This window comes from Klebsiella grimontii (assembly GCF_042137965.1).
In the GTDB taxonomy this organism is placed as follows: Bacteria; Pseudomonadota; Gammaproteobacteria; order Enterobacterales; family Enterobacteriaceae; genus Klebsiella; species Klebsiella grimontii.
The window spans coordinates 999,406-1,020,923 of the sequence record NZ_CP169721.1; the positions used below are offsets into that span (position 1 = coordinate 999,406).

15 protein-coding genes are annotated in these 21,518 nt (G+C 60.4%); 10 read left to right on the forward strand and 5 right to left on the reverse strand.

Going from position 1 to position 21,518, the window contains the following annotated elements:
* Window positions 1–8 precede the first annotated feature (8 nt).
* The 8 genes from ACE3MN_RS04850 (at window position 9) to recD (ending at window position 13,517) form a co-directional block, all read left to right on the forward strand.
* Complete coding sequence (locus ACE3MN_RS04850; RefSeq protein ID WP_024358548.1) at window positions 9–476, forward strand: prepilin peptidase-dependent protein; 468 nt, start codon at window positions 9–11, stop codon at window positions 474–476.
* Entirely contained in the window at window positions 467–1,030 is a 564-nt protein-coding gene (locus ACE3MN_RS04855; protein ID WP_004132688.1) for a prepilin peptidase-dependent protein, read from the forward strand. Before ACE3MN_RS04850 ends, ACE3MN_RS04855 begins: the two co-directional genes overlap by 10 nt.
* Window positions 1,027–1,434: a DUF2509 family protein gene (locus ACE3MN_RS04860; RefSeq protein WP_024358547.1), complete on the forward strand. Its 408-nt coding sequence runs from the start codon at window positions 1,027–1,029 to the stop codon at window positions 1,432–1,434. Before ACE3MN_RS04855 ends, ACE3MN_RS04860 begins: the two co-directional genes overlap by 4 nt.
* Complete coding sequence (locus ACE3MN_RS04865; protein WP_004132691.1) at window positions 1,419–1,742, forward strand: prepilin-type N-terminal cleavage/methylation domain-containing protein; 324 nt, start codon at window positions 1,419–1,421, stop codon at window positions 1,740–1,742. The genes ACE3MN_RS04860 and ACE3MN_RS04865 overlap by 16 nt, the downstream gene beginning before the upstream one ends.
* Before the next feature lie 12 nt (window positions 1,743–1,754).
* On the forward strand, window positions 1,755–5,129 hold the full coding sequence (gene recC / locus ACE3MN_RS04870; RefSeq protein WP_098362903.1) for an exodeoxyribonuclease V subunit gamma: 3,375 nt from the start codon (window positions 1,755–1,757) through the stop codon (window positions 5,127–5,129).
* A 128-nt stretch (window positions 5,130–5,257) separates the two neighbouring features.
* Window positions 5,258–8,143 (forward strand): pitrilysin, encoded by a 2,886-nt coding sequence (gene ptrA / locus ACE3MN_RS04875; protein WP_064343165.1) that lies wholly within the window; start codon window positions 5,258–5,260, stop codon window positions 8,141–8,143.
* On the forward strand, window positions 8,140–11,685 hold the full coding sequence (gene recB, locus ACE3MN_RS04880; protein ID WP_102650379.1) for an exodeoxyribonuclease V subunit beta: 3,546 nt from the start codon (window positions 8,140–8,142) through the stop codon (window positions 11,683–11,685). Before ptrA ends, recB begins: the two co-directional genes overlap by 4 nt.
* Window positions 11,682–13,517, forward strand: a complete 1,836-nt coding sequence (recD, locus tag ACE3MN_RS04885; RefSeq protein WP_024358544.1) for an exodeoxyribonuclease V subunit alpha — start codon at window positions 11,682–11,684, stop codon at window positions 13,515–13,517. The genes recB and recD overlap by 4 nt, the downstream gene beginning before the upstream one ends.
* Before the next feature lie 40 nt (window positions 13,518–13,557).
* Here the strand turns inward: recD and argA are convergent, their stop codons facing one another.
* Complete coding sequence (argA, locus tag ACE3MN_RS04890) at window positions 13,558–14,889, reverse strand: amino-acid N-acetyltransferase (protein WP_004105227.1); 1,332 nt, start codon at window positions 14,887–14,889, stop codon at window positions 13,558–13,560.
* 227 nt (window positions 14,890–15,116) lie between these two features.
* On the opposite strand from argA, the gene amiC reads away from it, so the two are divergent.
* Window positions 15,117–16,370, forward strand: a complete 1,254-nt coding sequence (gene amiC, locus ACE3MN_RS04895) for an N-acetylmuramoyl-L-alanine amidase AmiC (RefSeq protein ID WP_004124560.1) — start codon at window positions 15,117–15,119, stop codon at window positions 16,368–16,370.
* A gap of 17 nt (window positions 16,371–16,387) precedes the next feature.
* Complete coding sequence (cobD, locus tag ACE3MN_RS04900; RefSeq protein ID WP_024358542.1) at window positions 16,388–17,467, forward strand: threonine-phosphate decarboxylase CobD; 1,080 nt, start codon at window positions 16,388–16,390, stop codon at window positions 17,465–17,467.
* 210 nt (window positions 17,468–17,677) lie between these two features.
* Here the strand turns inward: cobD and ACE3MN_RS04905 are convergent, their stop codons facing one another.
* The 4 genes from ACE3MN_RS04905 to pduV form a co-directional block, all read right to left on the reverse strand.
* Window positions 17,678–18,658, reverse strand: coding sequence for an IS110 family transposase (locus ACE3MN_RS04905; RefSeq protein ID WP_049130515.1), 981 nt, complete (start codon window positions 18,656–18,658; stop codon window positions 17,678–17,680).
* Between the two features lie 247 nt (window positions 18,659–18,905).
* Entirely contained in the window at window positions 18,906–19,772 is an 867-nt protein-coding gene (locus ACE3MN_RS04910; RefSeq protein ID WP_004133635.1) for an L-threonine kinase, read from the reverse strand.
* Window positions 19,773–19,863: 91 nt separating this feature from the next.
* Window positions 19,864–21,078, reverse strand: a complete 1,215-nt coding sequence (locus tag ACE3MN_RS04915) for an acetate/propionate family kinase (RefSeq protein WP_049087292.1) — start codon at window positions 21,076–21,078, stop codon at window positions 19,864–19,866.
* On the reverse strand, window positions 21,063–21,515 hold the full coding sequence (gene pduV, locus ACE3MN_RS04920) for a propanediol utilization protein PduV (RefSeq protein ID WP_049087291.1): 453 nt from the start codon (window positions 21,513–21,515) through the stop codon (window positions 21,063–21,065). The genes ACE3MN_RS04915 and pduV overlap by 16 nt, the downstream gene beginning before the upstream one ends.
* Window positions 21,516–21,518 lie beyond the last annotated feature (3 nt).

A 21,518-nucleotide genomic window follows, 5' to 3' on the forward strand; every position in this document is an offset into this window, starting at 1 on the left:
CTCGGGCCATGAACAGAGAACATGGCTACACCCTGATTGAAACCCTGGTCACGATGGTCGTGGTCGTCATTCTTGGCGCCAGCGGGCTGTACGGCTGGCAGAGCTGGCAACGGCAGCAGCGCCTGTGGCAAACCGCCTGTCAGGTCCGCGACTACCTGGTGCTGCTACGCGATGACGCCAACTGGCACAACCGCGATAGAGTGTTAAGCATCGGCCAGGGCGCGGCGGGCTGGTGCCTGAGCGCCAGCGGGCCGATGGCCGACTGTAGAGTCAGGAACGCTTTCACGCTGCAACCGCTCTGGCCGGAGGTTTCGCTCAGCGCGATGACGCCGGGGCTGGGATTTTATGGCCTGCGTAATACCGCCTGGGCCGGACATATCCGCCTGCAAAGCGCGGCCGGCGGCTGGAACATAATCGTTTCAAATTGGGGACGAATCCGCCTCTGTCGCGGCGAGGAGACGGCATCATGCCTGTAACATGCCGCGGTTTTTCGCTACCGGAAACGCTGATCGCGATGGCTATCAGCTCCGTGCTGCTGCTCGGCAGCGCGCGTTTTCTCCCGGCGCTGCAGTGGGCTACGCTTCGCCAGACCCGCCAGCAGTCGCTGGAAAACGAGCTCTGGCAGCGAATCTACACCGTAGCGAAGCATCTGCAGCGCGCCGGCTATTGCCGTGGCTTCTGTCGCGGGCAGGCGCTATATATCGCAGGCGGCGGTGATTGCCTGCTGGTGAGTTGGGACGGCAACAGCGATGGCGTCTGGAATAGCGCGCCGCCGTCGGAAGCGGATACCACCGGGTTCCGCCTGCGCGACGGCGCGCTGGAAACCCTGCGCGGAGCTAGCGCCTGTAGCGGTAAGGGCTGGGAGAAAATGACCAACCCGGCGGCGATTCAGGTCACCGCGTTTCAGGTGACGCGCCTGGAGAGGGCGGGCTTCTCGCCGGAATTATCGATTACGCTGGCGGCGCACTCGGTCGCCGACCCGCAAATCCGCGCGCGGGCGGAATACGCCGTGACGGGATATAACCTGTGAATCGCCAGCGCGGGCTCTCTTCGCTACTGATGGTGCTGCTGCTGTTAGCGCTCGGCAGTTTATTACTCCAGGGGCTGAACCAGCAGCAGCGTTCGCTGTTAGCGCAGACGGCCAGCGAAACGCAGGCGCTTCGCGATGCCGCCGGCGCGCATTCCGCGCTGCAGTGGGGGAAGGGGCTCTCCTGGCCGCTGCGGGAAGCGGTGAGCTGTCAGCAGGAGGTCGCGCTCGGCTGGCGCGCCTGCCTGCGGATCTTCAGCGACGCCTCGGTGTTGCTGATCGGCGGCAGCGGCGACATGCTGCTGTGGCAAACCGGCGCGGTTGAACAAAACCGGGTCCGCTTTTCGCCTCACGGCTGGAGCGATTTTTGTCCGTTAAAGGAGGCGAGCTTATGTCAGATGCCCTGAGGCGGCAGAGAGGGTTTAGCCTGCCGGAAACGCTGCTGGCGCTGGTGCTGCTGATCGTGACCGTGACCGCGCTGGCGGGCTATCAGCGCGGGCTGGCCAACGGCTTTATGCAGCTCAACCAGTACCGTCAGCTGTGGCGCGATGCGTGGCGATTCGCTCAGCTTAGCCCACCGGTGATTCCCGCGAATCGCCAGATATCCCGTATGCAGACATCGGTGCAAAGATGTGTCAGCATCACGGTAACGATCACCATGCCCGCAGCCAGGCGGGCGCAGATGACCCGGCTGCATTGCCCGGTCAGTCAGTAGCCAGGAGCGAATATGTTAAGGGTGTACCACTCAAACCGTCTGGATGTGCTTGAAGCGTTGATGGAGTTTATCGTCGAGCGCCAGCGGCTGGATGACCCTTTTATGCCGGAAATGGTGCTGGTGCAGAGTACCGGGATGGCGCAGTGGCTGCAGATGACGCTGGCGCAGCGCTTCGGCATCGCGGCCAACATTGAGTTCCCGCTGCCCGCCAGCTTTATCTGGGATATGTTCGTGCGGGTACTGAAAGATATTCCCGGAGAAAGCGCGTTCAGCAAGCAAAGTATGAGCTGGAAACTGATGACCCTGCTACCGCAGCGGCTTGATGATGAATCCTTTACGCTACTGCGCCACTACCTGCACGACGATAGCGACAAGCGTAAGCTGTTCCAACTGGCCGCCAGAGTCGCCGATCTCTATGACCAGTATCTGGTTTATCGCCCCGAGTGGCTGATGCGCTGGGAGGCCGACCAGCGCGTGGACGGCCTGGGCGATGCGCAGGAGTGGCAGGCGCCGCTGTGGAAAGCGCTGGTGGAATATACCGCCGAGCTGGGCCAGCCGCTGTGGCATCGCGCCAATTTGTACCAACGCTTTATCAGCGCGCTTGAAGCGGCCGAAGAGCCGCCTGCCGGGCTGCCGTCGCGAGTCTTTATCTGCGGGATTTCGGCGCTGCCGCCGGTATACCTGCAGGCGCTACAGGCGTTGGGTAAGCATGTCGACGTCTATGTCCTCTTCACCAACCCGTGTCGCTATTACTGGGGCGACATTAAAGACCCGGCATTTCTCGCGAAGCTGCTGTCCCGCCAGCGGCGCCACCACCGCGAAACGACGCGGGCGCTGCCGCTGTTTCGCGATACGGAACAGGCTCCGGGGCTGTTCAACGACGCCGGGGAGCAGGATGTGGGTAATCCGCTGCTGGCCTCCTGGGGCAAGCTGGGGCGCGACTATATTTATCTGCTGGCGGGTCTTGAGCGCTATGAAGAGCTGGACGCCTTTGTCGATATCGCGCCGGATAACCTGCTGCATAATCTGCAGGCGGATATTCTTGAGCTGCGCAATGCGGCGGTGGCCGGTCGCAGCGCCGAGGAGTTTGCCAACAGCGGCAGCAAGCGGCTGCTGGCCGCGGACGACCGCAGCCTGACGATTCATGTCTGTCACAGCCCGCAGCGCGAGGTTGAGGTGCTGCACGATCGGCTGCTGGCGATGCTGGAAGAGAATCCCGAACTCACCCCGCGCGATATTATCGTCATGGTGGCGGATATCGATAGCTACAGCCCCTATATCCAGGCGGTCTTCGGCAGCGCCAGCGGCGAGCGCTGGCTGCCGTGGGCGATATCCGACCGGCGCGCCCGCGAATCGCATCCGGCGCTGCAGGCGTTTATCACTCTCCTTTCGCTACCCGACAGCCGCTTCGCCAGCGAAGACGTGCTGGCGCTGCTCGACGTTCCGGTACTGGCCGCGCGCTTTAACATCGACGAAGAGGGGCTGCGCTACCTGCGCCAGTGGGTTAACGAATCCGGCGTACGCTGGGGAATGGATGACGACAACGTGCGTGAGCTCGACCTCCCGGCGACCGGCCAGCATACCTGGCGCTTTGGTCTGACGCGTATGCTATTGGGCTACGCCATGGACAGCAGCGAAGGGGAGTGGCGCTCGGTTCTGCCTTATGATGAGTCGAGCGGGCTTATCGCCGAGCTGGTGGGCAACCTGGCGTCGCTGCTGATGCAGCTCAATCTCTGGCGTCGCGGGCTGGTCCAGGATCGCCCATTAGCCGAGTGGCTGCCGGTATGCCGCGACCTGCTAAACGACTTCTTCCTTCCGGACAGCGAAACGGAGGCCGCGTTGGCGCTGATAGAACAGCAGTGGCAGGCGGTGATTGACGGCGGCGTCGACGCGCAGTATGGCGAAACGGTACCGCTGTCGCTACTCCGCGATGAGCTGTCCCAGAGGCTCGATCAGCAGCGTATCAGCCAGCGCTTTCTTGCCGGCCCGGTCAATATTTGTACCCTGATGCCGATGCGTTCGATTCCTTTCAAGGTGGTCTGCCTGCTGGGGATGAACGACGGCGTTTATCCGCGCACCCTGGCGCCGCTGGGCTTCGATTTAATGAGCCAGAAGCCGCAGCGCGGGGACCGTAGCCGTCGCGATGACGACCGCTATCTGTTTCTTGAAGCCCTGATGTCGGCCGAGCAGAAACTGTACATCAGCTATATCGGCCGTTCTATTCAGGATAACAGTGAACGCTATCCCTCCGTTCTGGTCCAGGAGCTGGCGGACTACATCGGCCAGAGCCACTGCCTGGAAGGGGACGAAGAGCTGGACTGCGATGCCAGCGAACGGCGGGTCAAAGAGCACATCACGCATCTGCATACACGCATGCCTTTCGATGCCGCTAATTTTCTGGCCAATGAAGATCAAAGCTATGCCCGGGAATGGCTGGCGGCCGCAAGCCAGCAGGGGGAAGCGCACGGCGCGTTCATCCAGCCGCTGCCGACGCCGGACATCGATCACTTACCTTTCGAACAGCTGCTGCGCTTCTGGCAGCACCCCGTTCGCGCCTTCTTTCAGCAGCGGCTGCGGGTGAATTTCCGCTCGGAGGAGAGCGAGATCCCCGACGATGAACCTTTTATCCTCGAAGGGCTGAGCCGCTATCAGCTGAACCAGCAGCTGCTCAACACCCTGATTGAAGAGCAGGACGCCTCGGTGATGTATCGCCGTTTCCGCGCCGCCGGCGAGCTACCCTACGGCGCTTTCGGCGAGCTGGCCTGGGAAACCCAGCGTCAGGAGATGCAAAACCTGGCCGAACGGGTAATCGCCTGCCGCCAGCCGGGGCAAAGCATGGAAATCGATCTGCAATGCAACGGAGTCAACATAACTGGCTGGCTGCAGCAGGTACAATCCGACGGTTTGCTGCGCTGGCGGCCTTCGCTATTAAGCGTGGCCCAAGGGATGCAACTTTGGCTGGAGCATCTTGTCTATTGTGCTAGCGGCGGTACCGGCGAAAGTCGGCTGTTTGTGCGTAAAGAGGGCGAGTGGCGTTTTCCTCCGCTGGCGCAGGAGCAGGCCCAGGGCTACCTCAACGATCTGGTTGACGGCTACCTGCAGGGAATGTCCAAACCGCTGCTGCTGCTGCCGGAAAGCGGCGGCGCATGGCTAAAAGTCTGTTATGACGCCGAAAAGGATGTCATGTTAATGGACGAAGAGACGCAGCAAAAAGCGCGCAGTAAATTTCTTCAGGCTTATGAAGGGAACATGGTGGTCAGCGGTGAAGGCGCCGACGTCTGGTATCAGCGCCTGTGGCGCACCCTGGAACCAGAATACTATGAAGAGATCCTGACGCAAACGCAGCGTTATTTGTTACCGGTGTTTCGTTTCCATCAGTCCGAATAACATTGTAATAGTATAAAAATTGCGCACTGGACGGCTGTTCATTTATGATGCGCAACGAATCACGGACTGATGTTTTATAAAGGCTGCCTATTGTGCAGCGCCAGGTTTGTTAATGATGAGGTCCGTGAATGCCCCGCAGTTTATGGTTCAAGGTTATTGTTTTACTGGCCGCCCTCTGGGCGCCGTTAAGTCAGGCAGACACCGGATGGCAACCGATCCAGGAAACCATCCGTAAAAGCGACAAAGATACCCGTCAATATCAGGCGATTCGCCTCGATAACGGCATGGTGGTTTTGTTGGTTTCCGATCCCCAGGCGGTAAAATCGCTGTCGGCGCTGGTCGTTCCCGTGGGATCGCTGCAGGATCCCGCCGAGCATCAGGGGCTGGCCCACTTCCTGGAGCATATGACGCTGATGGGGTCGAAAAAGTATCCCCAGCCTGACAGCCTCGCCGAGTTTCTCAAAATGCACGGCGGCAGCCACAACGCCAGCACCGCGCCGTATCGCACCGCCTTCTATCTTGAAGTGGAAAACGATGCCCTCGACGGCGCGGTCGATCGCCTGGCCGACGCCATCGCCGCGCCGCTGCTGGATAAAAAATATGCCGACCGCGAGCGTAATGCGGTCAACGCCGAGCTCACGATGGCGCGTACCCGGGACGGGATGCGGATGGCGCAGGTTAGCGCGGAAACCATCAACCCGGCGCACCCCGGCTCGCAGTTTTCCGGCGGTAACCTTGAAACGCTGAGCGACAAGCCCGGCAAACCGGTGCTTGATGCCCTGCACGCTTTCCGCGATAGCTGGTATTCCGCAAACCTGATGAAAGCGGTGATCTACAGCAACAAGCCTTTGCCGGAGCTGGCGAGCATCGCGGCGGCCACCTACGGTCGCGTACCGAACCACGATATCAGCAAACCGGAGATTACCGTTCCGGTGGTGACCGATGCGCAAAAGGGCATCATCATTCACTACGTCCCGGCGATGCCGCGCAAAGTGCTGCGCGTGGAATTCCGCATTGATAACAATAGCGACAAGTTCCGCAGCAAAACCGATGAGCTGGTGACCTACATGATCGGTAACCGCAGCCCCGGCACGCTCTCCGACTGGCTGCAAAAGCAGGGGCTGGTTGAAGGCATTCGCGCGGACTCCGACCCGGTGGTCAACGGCAACAGCGGGGTGCTGGCTATATCCGCGACCCTGACGGACAAAGGGCTGGCGCACCGCGATGAAGTTACCGCGGCCATCTTCAGCTACCTCAATCTGCTGCGCAGCCAGGGGATTGATAAACGCTATTTTGATGAACTGGCCCACGTGCTGGCGCTCGACTTCCGCTACCCGTCCATCAACCGCAATATGGATTACGTCGAATGGCTGGCGGACACCATGATCCGCGTGCCGGTCGAACATACCCTGGACGTGGTCAACATTGCCGATCGCTACGATCCGCAGGCGATAAAAGACCGCCTGGCGATGATGACGGCGCAAAACGCCCGCATCTGGTACATCAGCCCGAAAGAGCCGCATAACAAGACCGCCTACTTTGTCAATGCGCCCTATCAGGTGGATAAAATCAGCGAGCAGACCTTTGCCGACTGGCAGCAGAAGTCCAGCGCCATCGACCTCAAGCTGCCGGTGCTGAACCCCTATATTCCGGATGATTTCAGCTTAATCAAAAGCGACAAGGCTTACCCGCATCCGCAGCTGATCGTTGATGAACCGACGCTGCGGGTGATTTACGCGCCGAGCCAGTATTTCGCCAGCGAACCGAAAGCGGATATCTCGCTGGTGCTGCGCAACCCGCAGGCGATGGACAGCGCCCGCCGCCAGGTGATATTTGCGCTCAATGATTACTTGGCGGGTATCGCGCTCGACCAGCTCAGCAACCAGGCGGCGGTCGGCGGCATCAGCTTCTCTACCGGCGCGAATAACGGCCTGATGGTTAACGCCAACGGCTATACCCAGCATCTGCCGGAGCTGTTTAACGCCCTGCTCGACGGCTACTTCAGCTATACGCCAACCGAAGAACAGCTGGAGCAGGCCAAATCCTGGTACGCCCAGATGATGGATTCGGCGGATAAAGGCAAAGCCTACGATCAGGCGATCATGCCGATTCAGATGGTTTCGCAGGTACCGTACTTCCAGCGTGAAGAGCGGCGGGCGCTGCTGCCGTCGATCGCCCTGAAAGAGGTGCTGGAGTACCGCGCTAATCTCAAAGCGAAAGGGCGACCGGAGCTGATGGTCATCGGTAATCTCACCGCCGATCAATCCACCGCCATGGCGCGGCAGATCCAAAAACAGCTGGGCGCCGACGGCAACGAGTGGTGCCGCAACAAAGATGTGCTGGTCGACCGCAAACAGCTGGCGATTTTTGAAAAAGCGGGCAACAGCACCGATTCCGCGCTGGCCGCCGTCTTCGCGCCGCCGAACGTTGACGAATACGCCAGCTCCGCAGCCAGCTCGCTTCTCGGGCAAATCGTCCAGCCGTGGTTCTATAACCAGCTGCGTACGGAAGAACAGCTGGGCTACGCGGTCTTCGCCTTCTCGATGAACGTTGGCCGCCAGTGGGGGATGGGCTTCCTGCTGCAAAGCAACGATAAGCAGCCGGCTTACCTCTGGCAGCGTTTCCAGGCCTTCTTCCCCACGGCGGAAGCCAAACTGCGGGCGATGAAGCCGGAAGAGTTTGCGCAGATTCAGCAGGCGGTGATTGGCCAGATGCTGGAGGCGCCGCAGACTCTCGGCGATGAAGCATCGAAGCTGAGCAAAGATTTCGATCGCGGTAATATGCGCTTCGATTCACGTGATAAAGTAGTGGCTCAGATTAAACTGCTGACGCCGCAAAAGCTTGCCGACTTCTTCCATCAGACGGTGGTGGATCCGCAGGGCATGGCAATTCTCTCCCAGGTTTCCGGTAGCCAGAATGGCAAGGCGGAGTACGCGCATCCGCAGGATGGCAAAGTCTGGGAGAACGTCAGCGCATTGCAGAAATCCTTACCCCTGATGCGAGAGAATGAATGACCGACACCGCTGAGTCTCTTGACCCCCTGCGCTTGCCCCTGACGGGCGAGCGTTTGATAGAAGCCTCTGCGGGCACCGGAAAAACCTTTACCATCGCCGCGCTCTATCTGCGGCTGCTGCTGGGGCTGGGCGGTGAATCCGCTTTTCCCCGGCAGGTCAGCGTGGAAGAGCTGCTGGTGGTGACCTTTACCGAAGCGGCGACCGAAGAGCTGCGCGGGCGTATTCGCAGTAACATCCATGAGCTGCGTATCGCCTGCCTGCGCGACAGCGCCGACAACCCGCTTTACGCCGGGCTGCTGGCGGAAATTGCCGATAAAACCCAGGCCGCGCAAACGCTGCTGCTGGCCGAACGCCAGATGGACGAAGCGGCGGTGTTTACCATTCACGGCTTCTGCCAGCGAATGCTGAGCCTCAATGCCTTTGAGTCCGGCATGCTGTTCGAACAGCAGCTGATTGAAGACGAATCCCGCCTGCGCTATCAGGCCTGCGCCGACTTCTGGCGTCGCCACTGCTACCCGCTGCCGCGCGAAATCGCGGCGGTTATCCACGAAGCGTGGAAAGGACCGCGCGACCTGCTGAAATCCATCGACCGCTGGCTGCAGGGGGAGGCGCCGCAGCTTAAATCTCCACCGTCGGCTGATGAAACGCTGGCCGAACGCCATCAGCAAATTATCGAGCGTATCAACGCGCTGAAGCAGCAGTGGCTGGCGCAGGCGGGCGAGGTTGAGGCAGTGCTGGAAAACTCGGGCCTCGACCGGCGCAAATTCAATCGCGGCAATCAGGGGAAATGGCTGGAGAAAGTGACCGCCTGGGCCGAGGAAGAGACCCTGAGCTACCAGCTTCCGGATGCGCTGGAAAAGTTCTCCCAGGCCTTCTTGCTTGAGCGTACCAAAGCCGAGGGCGCGCCGCCGGTACACCCGCTGTTCAGTGCGGTAGAAGCGCTGCTGGCGTCACCGTTAACCTTGACCGATCTGGTGATCGCCAGGGCGATGGTTGAAATCCGCGAAGCGGTCGCGCGGGAGAAGCGCCGCCGCGGCGAGCTGGGCTTTGACGATATGCTCAGCCGCCTGGATGACGCTCTGCGCGGGGAGAGCGGCGAAGCGCTGGCCAGCGCGATTCGCCAGCGCTTTCCGGTGGCGATGATCGACGAATTTCAGGATACCGACCCGCAGCAGTACCGCATCTTTCGCCGCATCTGGCGGCGTCAGGCGGACACCGCGCTGCTGCTGATTGGCGACCCCAAACAGGCTATCTATGCCTTCCGCGGCGCGGATATTTTCACCTATATGAAGGCGCGCGGGGACGTCACCGCCCATTATACGCTCGACACCAACTGGCGATCCGCGCCGGGGATGGTTGACAGCGTCAATCGCCTGTTTAGTCTCAGCGATAATCCCTTTATGTTCCGCGAAATCCCGTTTATGCCGGTGAAGTCGGCCGATAAAAACCAGGGGCTGCGCTTTACCGTCGATGATGCTGCGATACCGGCGATGAATATCTGGCTGATGTCGGGCGAGGCCGTGGGCGCGGGGGATTACCAGACGTTTATGGCTCAGCTCTGCGCGGCGCAAATCCGCGACTGGCTCAGCGCCGGCCAGCAGGGCAAGGCGCTGCTGTGGCGCGGTGAAAAAGCCGAGCCGGTGCGGGCTTCAGACATCACGGTGCTGGTGCGTAATCGCCAGGAAGCGTCTTTAATCCGCGATGCCCTCCAACTGCTGTCGATTCCTTCCGTGTACCTCTCCAATCGCGATAGCGTGTTTGAAACGCCGGAGGCGCAGGAGCTGCTGTGGCTGCTACAGGCGGTGCTGGCTCCTGAGCGCGAAAATACGCTGCGCAGCGCGCTGGCGACGTCGATGTTTGGTCTTAACGCGCTGGATATCGAAAATCTCAATCACGACGAACGGGCGTGGGATGAGCTGGTTGAGGAGTTTAGCCGATACCGGCAACTCTGGCGGCAGCGGGGCGTCATGCCGATGCTGCGCGCGCTGATGAGCGCGCGCAGCATCGCTGAAAATCTGCTGGCGACCAACGGCGGCGAGCGACGCCTGACCGATATTCTGCATATCAGCGAGCTCCTGCAGGAGGCGGCGAACCAGCTGGAGAGCGAACATGCGCTGGTGCGCTGGCTGGCGCAGCATATCGCCGAACCGGACAGCAACGCCTCCAGCCAGCAGATGCGGCTGGAAAGCGACAAGCATCTGGTGCAGATCGTCACCATCCATAAATCGAAAGGGCTGGAGTATCCGCTGGTCTGGCTGCCGTTTATCGCGCGGTTCCGTAAGCAGGATCAGGCGTTTTATCACGACAGAAGCTCCTTTGCCGCCGTTCTTGACCTGGGCCAGGATGAGGGCAGCATGGCGCTGGCGGAGGCCGAGCGTCTGGCCGAAGACCTACGTCTGCTTTACGTCGCGCTGACCCGCGCGGTCTGGCACTGTAGCCTTGGCGTGGCGCCGCTCAGCACCCGACGCAGCGACAAACCCGGCGCCAGCGATTTTCATCACAGCGCGCTGGGCCGCCTGCTGCAGGATGGGGAAGCGATGGATGCCGCGGGGCTGATGGCGCGCCTGCAGGCGTTCTGCAGCGGGGACATTGCACTGCAGCTGCCGGATATGGCGGCGCAGACGCCGTGGCAGGCTCCGCAGGCGGCGCTGCCGCCGCTTTCAGCCCGTATGCTCGAGCGGTCGGTGACCGATGACTGGCGGGTCACCAGTTACTCCGGCCTGCAGCAGAATGGACACAGCGCGGCGCAGGATCTTCTGCCGCGACTGGACGTCGATGCCGCCGGCGTCGGTGAGGTCGTGGAGGAGCCGCAGCTTACGCCGCACCAGTTCCCGCGCGGCGCGTCGCCGGGGACGTTTCTGCACAGTTTGTTCGAAGATCTCGATTTTACCCAGCCGGTTCCCGCCGACTGGATGGCGGAAAAACTCCAGTTGAGCGGCTTCGAGGAAAAGTGGACGCCGGTGTTGACCGCATGGCTCGACGGCGTGCTGCGAACCCCTCTGCCTGGCGCGGAGATCGCCCTCAATCAGCTTAGCGCGCGCGATAAACAGGTGGAGATGGCGTTTTATCTGCCCATCGAACAGCCGCTGGATCCCCTGCGTCTGGATGCGCTGATTCGGCAGTACGATCCGCTCTCCGTCGATACCCCCACGCTCGATTTTCGCCAGGTGCGCGGTATGCTGAAAGGCTTTATCGACCTGGTGTTTCGCCACAACGGCCGCTACTACCTGCTGGATTACAAATCCAACTGGCTTGGGGAAAACCGCGAGGCCTATACCCAGGAAGCGATGAGGCAGGCAATGTGTTCGCATCGTTACGATTTGCAGTATCAGCTCTATAGCCTGGCGCTGCACCGCTATTTACGCCACCGTATTGCCGATTATGATTACGAACGCCATTTCGGCGGCGTTATTTATCTCTTTTTGCGCGGCATGGACGGGCAGGACGGCGGGCAGGGGATCTTCACCACCCGACCGGCGCTGCCGCTGATTAACGGCCTCGATGCGCTGTTTGCCGGGGAAACCCAGGAGGTTGTGCTATGACCATGGATGAACTGTTGCTGCAGGCGGTTGAGCAGCGCCTGCTGCGCCCGCTGGACGTTCAGTTTGCGCTCATGGTGGCGCAGGAGGCGCACCCGGCGGTGAAGCTGACCGCCGCCATTCTCAGCCGCGATGCCGGAGAGGGGCACGTCTGCCTGCCGATTTCACGTCTTGCCGACGATGAGCTCCTGAGCGCAAAGACAACGGCTCTGAGCGAGCAAATCCTTGAACTAACCGGCGCTGCGGAGAGCTGGTTGCCGCTGCTGCTCGATTCGGAAGCGGTGAGCCGCGGTGAGCGGCCGACGCCGATGATCCTCTGCGGCGAGCGGCTCTATCTCAACCGCATGTGGCGCAACGAATTAACCGTCGCGCGCTTCTTTAACGAAGCCAATCAGGTGCTGGAGGTAGATGAAGCCCGGCTGGCCTCGACGCTCGACGCGCTGTTTCCGCCAGGGGATGAAATCGACTGGCAAAAGGTCGCTGCCGCGGTTGCCCTGACCCGACGGATTTCGGTGATCTCCGGCGGCCCCGGGACCGGTAAAACCACCACCGTCGCCAAACTGCTGGCGGCGCTGATTCAAACCAACGCCAGCCCGCGCTGCCGTATTCGTCTGGCGGCGCCGACCGGTAAAGCCGCCGCGCGCCTGACCGAATCCCTCGGCGCGGCGCTGCGCCGCCTCCCTCTTACCGACGAACAAAAGGCGCTGGTGCCGACCGAAGCCAGTACCCTCCATCGCCTGTTGGGCGCGCAGCCGGGGAGCCAGCGGATGCGCTATCATGCCGGGAACCCGCTGCATCTTGACGTGCTGGTGGTGGATGAAGCCTCAATGATTGACCTGCCGATGATGTCGCGTCTGATCGACGCGCTGCCTGAACACGGGCGGGTGATTTTCCTTGGCGACCGCGATCAGCTGGCTTCGGTAGAGGCCGGCGCGGTGCTGGGAGATATTTGCGCGTGGGTTAATGCAGGGTTCACCCCGGCGCGGGCGGCGCAGCTTGGCCGCTTGACCGGTCAGCCGGTGCCGGCAGGCGAAAGCGAGATTGCCGGCGCCCTGCGCGACAGCCTGTGCCTGCTGCAAAAAAGCTACCGTTTTGGCCGCCACTCCGGTATCGGCCATCTGGCCTGGGCGGTGAACAGCGGTGAACGCCGCGCGGTCAGGGAGACGCTGCGTCAGTCGTTCGACGATATCGCCCTGCATCCGCTGAGCTCCACCGAGGAGTATGAAGCGATGCTCGTTCAGGCGCAGGCGGGCTACGGCCGTTTTCTGCAGCTGCTGCGTGAACGGGCCGAGCCCGCAGAGCTGATTGCCGCCTTTAGCGAGTTTCAGCTACTGTGCGCGCTGCGCGATGGCCCTTATGGCGTCAGCGGCGTGAACGAACAGCTGGAGCAGATGCTGAACCGCAAGCGGGCGATTGCTCTGCCGCGCCATTCGCGCTGGTATGAAGGCCGTCCGGTGATGATTTCCCGCAACGACAGCGCGCTGGGGCTGTTTAACGGCGATATCGGTATCGCGCTGGAAAGAGACGATGGCCTGCGGGTGTGGTTCCCGATGCCCGATGGCAGCATCAAGTCGGTACAGCCAAGCCGTCTGCCGGAGCACGATACCGCCTGGGCGATGACGGTGCATAAATCGCAGGGGTCGGAGTTCGATCACGCGGCGCTGATTCTGCCATCGCGCAGCGTGCCGCTGGTGACCCGCGAGCTGGTTTATACCGCTATTACGCGTGCCAAACGGCAGCTGTCGATCTATGCCGATGAGCAGGTGCTGACCCAGGCAGTTGTCGCACGTACCGAACGGCGCAGCGGCCTGGCGGATATCTTTTCCGCCCGGTGATGTTATCCCCGGTCAGCCGTGCGCTTTCCGGGGGAGAGAATCAGGCCAGGTCGGCCATCAGCACCTTGGAGCGGCGCTGATAGTTGTACATCTCTTTTTTGCTTTCCGGCAGCAGGTCGACGTCGACCGGCGTAAATCCGCGCTCCTGGAACCAGTGAATGCTGCGGGTCGTGAGCACAAACAGCTTGCTGAGGCCCATTTGCTTCGCCTGCGCGGCAATACGCTCGAGCAGCACTTCGCCGCGCGATGAGCTGCGGTAATCCGGATGCACCGCCACGCAGGCCATTTCGCCGATCTTCTCTTCCGGGAAAGGATAGAGCGCGGCGCAGGCGATAGTGGTGTTGTCGCGCTGAATAATGGTGAATTTATCGATTTCCATCTCCAGCTGCTCGCGCGAGCGCCGCACCAGAATACCCTGCTGTTCCAGCGGGCTAATCAGCTCAAGGATGCCGCCGATATCGTTAATGGTGGCGCGGCGGATCTGCTCGGCGCTCTCCATCACTATCTGGGTGCCGATACCGTCGCGTGAGAATAACTCCTGCAGCAGGGTGCCGTTTTCCTGGTAGCTGATCAGGTGGCAGCGACGCACGCCGCTGCGGCAGGCTTTTACCGCGCCGCGCAGGAAGCGCACGGTGCCGGAGCTGTAGTCTTCGTCCGCTTCCATCTCTTCAACCCGCGCCTGGGCTTCGTTGGGGAACAGCTCGGGGACGATCTCGCCATCCTGGTTGTAAACGCCCTGCGATGAGCAGAAGCCAATCATTTTTTCGGCTTTCAGCTTAATCGCCAGCTGGGTGGCAATCTCTTCGGAGGTCAGGTTAAAGCTTTCGCCGGTGACCGACACCGCAACCGGGCCCATCAGCACGATCGCGCCGTTATCCAGCTGGCGGTGAATAGCTTCTTCATCAATGCGGCGAATGCGCCCGCTGTGGCAGTAATCCACGCCGTCATCCACGCCTAACGGCTGCGCGATAATGAAATTGCCGCTGACCACGTTGATGTGGGCGCCCTGCAGCGGCGTATTGTTGAGGCTCATCGACAGGCGCGCGGTAATTTCCAGCTGCAGCATACCCGCCGCCTGCTTAACCAGCTCAAGCGTTTTGGCGTCAGTCACTCGGGTTTGTTTGTGATAAACCGGCTCATGGCGATGCTCCGCCAGGTTGGCGTCAATCTGCGGACGAGCGCCATAGACCACCACCAGGCGAATGCCCAGACTGTGAAGAAGACCAATGTCGTTGACAATACTAGAGAAATTATCATGCTCAATGGCTTCTCCGCCCAGCATGATGACAAACGTTTTACCCCGATGGGCGTTAATATAGGGGACAGAATGGCGGAATCCCTCTACCAGTTCGGTGCGACGTTCCTTCACCATGACACAACCTCAATGCATGATTATTCGTAATTACTGTATTTTTATTCTGTTTTACCGGCAAACGCAAGCCCCAATTTTGGGCGGAGCCAGGAAAAAGGTGTGAGCCAAATCAGGGTGTCAAAGATTGTTTACCCTTTTATTGATGACAGGTTATACGCCTTTCGTTAAAGTTTCCGGTCAATCTGTTTGTTTTCAATACGAATGATTTCTTACTGCTTGGGAGTGGCATGTCGGGATACAAGTCAGGATTAAGCCGCCGCCGTTTTTTACAAGGGGCGGGCGCCATGTGGTTAATGAGTGTGAGCCCGGTTGGCCTGGCTGCCGCGGCGCAGGTGGTTGCCGTACGCGTCTGGCCATCGTCGACCTACACCCGCGTGACCGTGGAGTCCAACCATATCCTGAAATATCGGCAGTTTGCGCTCAGCAATCCTGAACGTCTGGTGGTGGATCTGGAAGGGGTTAATCTCAATTCCGTACTTAAAGGCATGGGGGGGCAGATTCGCGGCGACGACCCCTATATTCAATCCGCCCGCGTGGGGCAGTTCGATCCGCAAACCGTACGCATGGTGTTTGAGCTAAAACAGAACGTGAAACCGCAGCTGTTCGCGCTGGCTCCGGTCGCCGGGTTTAAAGAGCGTCTGGTTATGGACCTCTATCCCGCTAACGCCACCGACGTGCAGGATCCGCTGCTGGCGCTGCTTGAAGATTACAACAAAGGCGATCTTCAGCGGCAGGTTCCGCCGGCGGAGAGCGGGCCTAAACCGGGTAAAGCCGGGCGCGATCGGCCCATTGTTATCATGCTCGATCCCGGCCACGGCGGCGAAGACTCCGGCGCGGTGGGGAAATACCGCACCCGCGAGAAAGACGTGGTGCTGCAGATTGCCCGACGGCTGCGCGCGCTGATCGAGAAAGAGGGTAATATGAAGGTCTATATGACCCGCAACGAGGACGTCTTTATCCCGTTGAAGGTGCGCGTCGCCAAGGCGCAGAAGCAGCGCGCCGACCTGTTTGTCTCTATTCACGCCGATGCCTTTACCAGCCGTCAGCCCAGCGGATCGTCGGTGTTTGCCCTGTCAACCAAAGGGGCCACCAGTACCGCGGCTAAGTATCTGGCGCAGACCCAGAACGCCTCGGATCTGATCGGCGGCGTCAGCAAAAGCGGCGACCGCTACGTCGACCACACGATGTTCGACATGGTGCAGTCGCTGACCATCGCCGACAGCCTGAAGTTCGGCAAGGCGGTGCTGGAAAAGATGGGCAACATTAATAACCTGCACAAGAATCGGGTTGAGCAGGCGGGCTTCGCGGTGCTGAAGGCGCCGGATATTCCATCGATTCTGGTGGAAACCGCGTTTATCAGTAATGTCGAAGAAGAGCGTAAATTGAAAACGGCGAAATTCCAGCAGGAAGTAGCAGAGTCGATTCTGGCAGGGATTAAAGCCTACTTCGCCGACGGCGCGACGCTGGCAAGGCGAGGGTAACGCAACAGGAAAAGTACATGGCTCTACTGAAGAGCGCCCACGGCGGCAATATCCGCGAGGCCGCCGCGCTATTGGGCATCTGTGCGGAACAGCTGCTGGATTTTAGCGCCAATATCAATCCGCAGGGGATGCCGGAAAGCTTAAAGCGCGCCATCATCGACAATATGGCCTGCGCCGAACGCTATCCTGACGTTGAGTATCAGCAGCTGCACCTCGCGCTGGCGGAACACCATCACATCCCCGCCTCGTGGATCCTCGCCGGAAACGGCGAAACCGAAGCGATCTTTACGCTGGTTCAGGGCCTGAAGCCGCGCCAGGCGATGATCGTCACCCCCGGCTTTGCCGAATACCGCCGGGCGCTGCAGTCGGTGGACTGCACGGTGCGGGAGTTTCTGCTGCGTGAAGAGGATGGCTGGCAGCTCACCGGGACGATTCTCGACGCTCTGACGCCGGATCTGGACTGTTTGTTTCTCTGCACCCCGAACAACCCAACCGGTCTGCTGCCCGAGCGCCGTCTGCTGGAACTGATTGCTGAACGCTGTAAGTCGCTGGGAATCGCCCTGATTCTCGATGAAGCGTTTATCGATTTTATCCCCGATGAGACAGGATTTATTCCGCTACTGAGCCACAATCCGCACGTGTGGGTGCTGCGTTCGCTGACTAAGTTTTATGCTATTCCCGGTCTGCGCCTTGGGTATCTGGTCAATGGCGATGCGCGGGCGGTAGCGCGAATGCGCGAGCGCCAGATGCCGTGGTCAATCAACGCCTTTGCCGCGCTGGCGGGGGAAATCATTCTCCAGGATAGCGTCTATCAGCAGAAAACCTGGCGGTGGCTGGCGGAAGAGGGGCAGCGCTTTTACCATCAGCTGCGCCACGTTCCCGGTCTGACGGTCTATCCCGGGCAGGCAAATTATCTGTTTCTGCGCTGCGAGGTGCCGGATCTGGATCTGCAATACGCAATGCTGCAACAGCGCATCCTGATCCGCAGCTGCGCCAACTACCCGGGGCTTGACGGGCGCTACTTCCGCGTCGCGATCCGCAGCCAGCAGGAGAATACGCAGCTGCTGACGGCTTTCAGGCGGGTTTTTAACGGGTAGATGTTCCGAGCGTCTGCCGCCATTGTTCGTCTGCAGTTCTTCCCGGTGGCGCTGCGCTGACCGGGCTACGGGTTCACCGTCGTCTGCGGACCGGTAGATACTGTGAACGCCTGCAACTCTTTTCACCATTGTCATCTTCTCCGGCTCCCGGATGACAGGCACAACAACGACAGCGACATCCCGCGCTGTCGTTTCAGCCGGCACGCTTTCTTACGCTATCAACAGCTCATGCTGTGACGCATCGAACGCCTTTCCTGACTTCAGTACACCGTACGCCACCTGCGCCAGCTTTCGCATCATCGCCCCTATGATGACTTTCGCACGCTTACCATTCCCTTCCAGCCTTTTCCTGAACGCTTTTCCCCACGCCGTATGGTACAGCGCCGATAACGCTGGCATGTATAGCGCTTTGCGCAGATGAACCGGTCCCGCTTTGCTCATCCGGCTCGCCCGCATCACGCTGCTGCCTGACTCATGCTGCACCGGCGTCAGTCCTGCATACGCCGCGAACTGCCGCCCTGTACCGAACTTCAGCTTCAGGCCCGTATACGCCAGCAGAACCGCCGCCGTTTTCTCTCCGATGCCCGGGATACTGTTCAGCAGCTTCCGCCGTTGTTTCATATCCGGGTCATTATCCGTCAGGTCTTTTATCTGTTTTTCGATACGCGCCAGCTCCGCGCTCAGACACCCCAGCAGGATATCAATGCTGGTCAGCTGAACTTCCGGCGCGGTTTCCCGCCGGTTTTTCTCCTGTGTCTGCATCTCTGTCAGCGCCTGATGGCGTAACACCAGGGCTTTCAGTGCCCGCTCTGTCGGATGGGGGGCCTCCCAGGCTGGCGGGCGTTTTTCCCGGCAGAAGTGAGCCAGCATACGGGCGTCCACTTTGTCGGTTTTACTGCGCAACCCCTCACTCTGTGCGAAAGCTTTACTGAGGGCGGGGTTGATGACGGACACGGTATACCCGGCATCACTCAGATGCGCGGCCGCGTCTTCCATGTAGGTGCTGGTGGATTCCATGCAGACATGGGCACGGTTCACATCATGGCCGCGAAGCCAGCGGACCAGCGCTTCGTGCCCGGAGAGGGTATTGTCAAATTTTTTACAACGATGCCGGCCATCAGGGCGAAGAATATCGACATCCAGTTTAGCTTTGGCGACATCAATACCGATGAAGTGGAGTTCATTTTCCATAGTGAAACCAACCTTGCGAATACGGGTTACCGGTGAAAGCCGGTCCATGATACTGTCCGGTTTATCACATGAGAAAGAACGGCGGTCCGGTGCAAAGGATCTACGGAACAGGCGCGAAAGCCTAAGCCCGGACACGGCATCCGGACCGCCATCAGAGAGAACTGGCCGGTTCTTTCTGACGGGTTAATCATACAAGCCCGGACAGATGCGCAAGCATCGCCTCCGGGGAGGTATGGCTGCGGCAGAGTTAGCGCAGTTCGACGCCGCCCTGCACCATGCGCAGCAGATGCTGCCGGGGCCAGAGCTCGCTAAGCCTCGTTTCCTGCAGCCGCCGCTGCAAATACTCAATATCGTGACGCTGGCGGTCGAGCATCAGGCCGACCACGCTGCCGCTGTGCGCCACGTTAATGCCGTATAAATCGCACTCTTCCACCAGCGCCCGCAGCGTATCAAACCCCGGCTTCGGCAGCAGATGCTGGCTGGCGATGGCGCTAAGCGTCGCCGCCTCGCCCATCCGTCGGGGGTCATTGGTCTGACAGGCCTGCTGAACTTTCTCCCAGGCCTGATGCAGCGCGGCGGAATGGGCGTGCAGCTTTTCAAGACGGGGAAGGCGGTGGTAATCGGTGGTCAGCAGCGTGGCGGGGCTTTCCAGCACCAGCAGATCGAGCTGAGGCTGGCAGCCGCAGGTAATTTGCGTGGCGGCGGTATTGTGATCGAATAGCGTCAACTGGCGGAACAGGGTGCTGTCGGTGGGCTCCAGGGAAACGCAGAGCCGGGCGAGGGTGGTTTCATCCAGCGGATGGCCGAGATGATGCGCGGTGGCCACCGCCGTCGCGGCGATATCCGCGGTGCTGCTGGCCATCCCTTTGGCGACCGGAATCGTGGAGCAAATATCGATCCGAATCTCTTTGCCTAGCTCCGCCGGATAGCGCCAGTAGCCCAGCAGCCGGTCGACCATCGCCCGCGACAGCGGGCGTTCATCTGCGCGAGGCGAACCGTAGTCCACCTCGACGGTGCTGTACCAGTCAACGGGGCAGGAGACCAGCTTCTCGCTGCCGAGGATCCAGCCCTGGATGAGTTCCCCACAGGAGGCGGGGCATTGCGCTACGGCCACATATTCACCTATTGCTCAGGTTTCCAGGGCGCATAGTGTCATGCCGATCCCGCTATTACCATGATTCACCGCAACTTGCCGGGCGGCGAAATCAGGCTGAAACGGTTAAGGTTTCCGCCGCGGGCAGCGCGAGGCGCATCACGTCGCGGGCAATCATCAGCTCTTCATTAGTATTAATGACCGCCACTTTGACCAGCGCATGCTCGGCCTGGATAAAGGTGGCGTTGTGCTGGTTTTTCTCTTCATCGACCGACAGTCCGAGGAAATTCAGGTTATGGCAGATGGCGCTCCTGGCGCGGGCCGAGTTTTCGCCGATGCCGCCGGTAAAAATTAGCGCATCAATTCCGCCCATCTGCATGATATAGCTGCCGATGGTAGCGCGAATGCGCTCGGCAAACAGCGCCAGCGCCAGCGCCGCCCGACGATTACCGCCGTCCGCCGCCTGTTCGACATCGCGATAATCGTGCGAGACGCCGGAAACCCCCAACAGGCCGGATTCGTTATTCAGCAGCTGATTCAGCTGCTCCGGCGTTTGCCCCTCATGCAGCGCCAGCCACGGTAAAATCGACGGATCGATATCGCCGCTGCGGGTGCCCATCATCACCCCGGACTGCGGCGTAAAGCCCATTGAGGTATTCACCGAACGCCCGCCTTTGATTGCGCAAACGCTGCTGCCGTTGCCGAGATGGCAGCACACCACGCGCAGGGCGCTCAGCGGCACGCCCAGCTTTTCCGCCAGCGTCGCGCTGACGTACTTATGGCTGGTGCCGTGGAAGCCGTAGCGGCGAATGCCCAGCTCGCTGTAGTAGCGCCACGGCAGCGGATAGATAAACGCGCGCTCATCCAGCGTCTGGTGAAAAGCGGTATCAAACACCGCTACCGATGGCGTATCGGGCAGCAGCTGGCGGAAAACTTTGATTCCCAGGGCGTTAACCGGGTTATGCAGCGGAGCCAGTTCGGCCAGACGCTCGATTTCCGCTAAGCTTTCATCGGTTACCGGCGTCGAATCTTTAAAGCGCTCGCCGCCGTGCGCCACGCGGTGGCCAACGCCGTCAATATCCTGCAAACTCTCGATAATGCTGTAGCCGAGGAGCTTTTCCAGCAGCAGCGTGACGGCTTCGCGATGATCGGCGATCGGCGCCGACTCCTGCCATTTCTGCGCCGGCGTTTTGAGGGTCACCTGAGCGTTTGCCATGCCGATACGTTCAATCAATCCCTGGCAGAGCGTCTCGCCCTGCGGCATCTCCAGCAGCTGGAATTTTAACGATGAGCTGCCGGCGTTAATGGCCATTATTTTGTAAGACATAAGGGTTCCTTCGAATTCAGAAAATCCAGCACCGCGTCGAGACCCGAATTGTTCAACGCGCTGGTAACAAAAATCTGCCCGGCGCCTGCCTGCGTAAGCCACTCCGCGATGAGCGATATCCGCTGAGGGTCGGCGAGGTCGGCTTTGGTGACCAGGCCAATCGTCGGGCGATTCATCGGGGCGGTAAACCCCGGAGAAAACGGCGACCACTGGGCGTCGGCATTCAGTACCAGCGCGATAACGTCAGCCTCGCAGGCGCTGGTCAGCAGGGCGCTATACAGGCAGCGGTTCTCCAGATATTCCCCCGGCGTATCGATGGCCATCGGCGACCATTCAATGGCCTGGGTTTTCTTATAATGGAGCGCTTCGCCGCGCAGGCTCTGGGTTAGCGAGGTCTTGCCGCACTGACTCGGGCCGATAAACATCAGACGCTTCATCGC

Bases quoted from the DNA above. Each gene is read 5' to 3' on its own strand.
- ACE3MN_RS04850 (WP_024358548.1), top strand. From the start codon at position 9: ATGAACAGAGAACATGGCTACACCCTGATTGAAACCCTGGTCACGATG.
- ACE3MN_RS04855 (WP_004132688.1), top strand. From the start codon at position 467: ATGCCTGTAACATGCCGCGGTTTTTCGCTACCGGAAACGCTGATCGCG.
- ACE3MN_RS04865 (WP_004132691.1), top strand. From the start codon at position 1,419: ATGTCAGATGCCCTGAGGCGGCAGAGAGGGTTTAGCCTGCCGGAAACG.
- recC (WP_098362903.1), top strand. From the start codon at position 1,755: ATGTTAAGGGTGTACCACTCAAACCGTCTGGATGTGCTTGAAGCGTTG.
- ptrA (WP_064343165.1), top strand. From the start codon at position 5,258: ATGCCCCGCAGTTTATGGTTCAAGGTTATTGTTTTACTGGCCGCCCTC.
- recB (WP_102650379.1), top strand. From the start codon at position 8,140: ATGACCGACACCGCTGAGTCTCTTGACCCCCTGCGCTTGCCCCTGACG.
- recD (WP_024358544.1), top strand. From the start codon at position 11,682: ATGACCATGGATGAACTGTTGCTGCAGGCGGTTGAGCAGCGCCTGCTG.
- argA (WP_004105227.1), bottom strand. From the start codon at position 14,889: ATGGTGAAGGAACGTCGCACCGAACTGGTAGAGGGATTCCGCCATTCT.
- amiC (WP_004124560.1), top strand. From the start codon at position 15,117: ATGTCGGGATACAAGTCAGGATTAAGCCGCCGCCGTTTTTTACAAGGG.
- cobD (WP_024358542.1), top strand. From the start codon at position 16,388: ATGGCTCTACTGAAGAGCGCCCACGGCGGCAATATCCGCGAGGCCGCC.
- ACE3MN_RS04905 (WP_049130515.1), bottom strand. From the start codon at position 18,658: ATGGAAAATGAACTCCACTTCATCGGTATTGATGTCGCCAAAGCTAAA.
- ACE3MN_RS04915 (WP_049087292.1), bottom strand. From the start codon at position 21,078: ATGTCTTACAAAATAATGGCCATTAACGCCGGCAGCTCATCGTTAAAA.
- pduV (WP_049087291.1), bottom strand. From the start codon at position 21,515: ATGAAGCGTCTGATGTTTATCGGCCCGAGTCAGTGCGGCAAGACCTCG.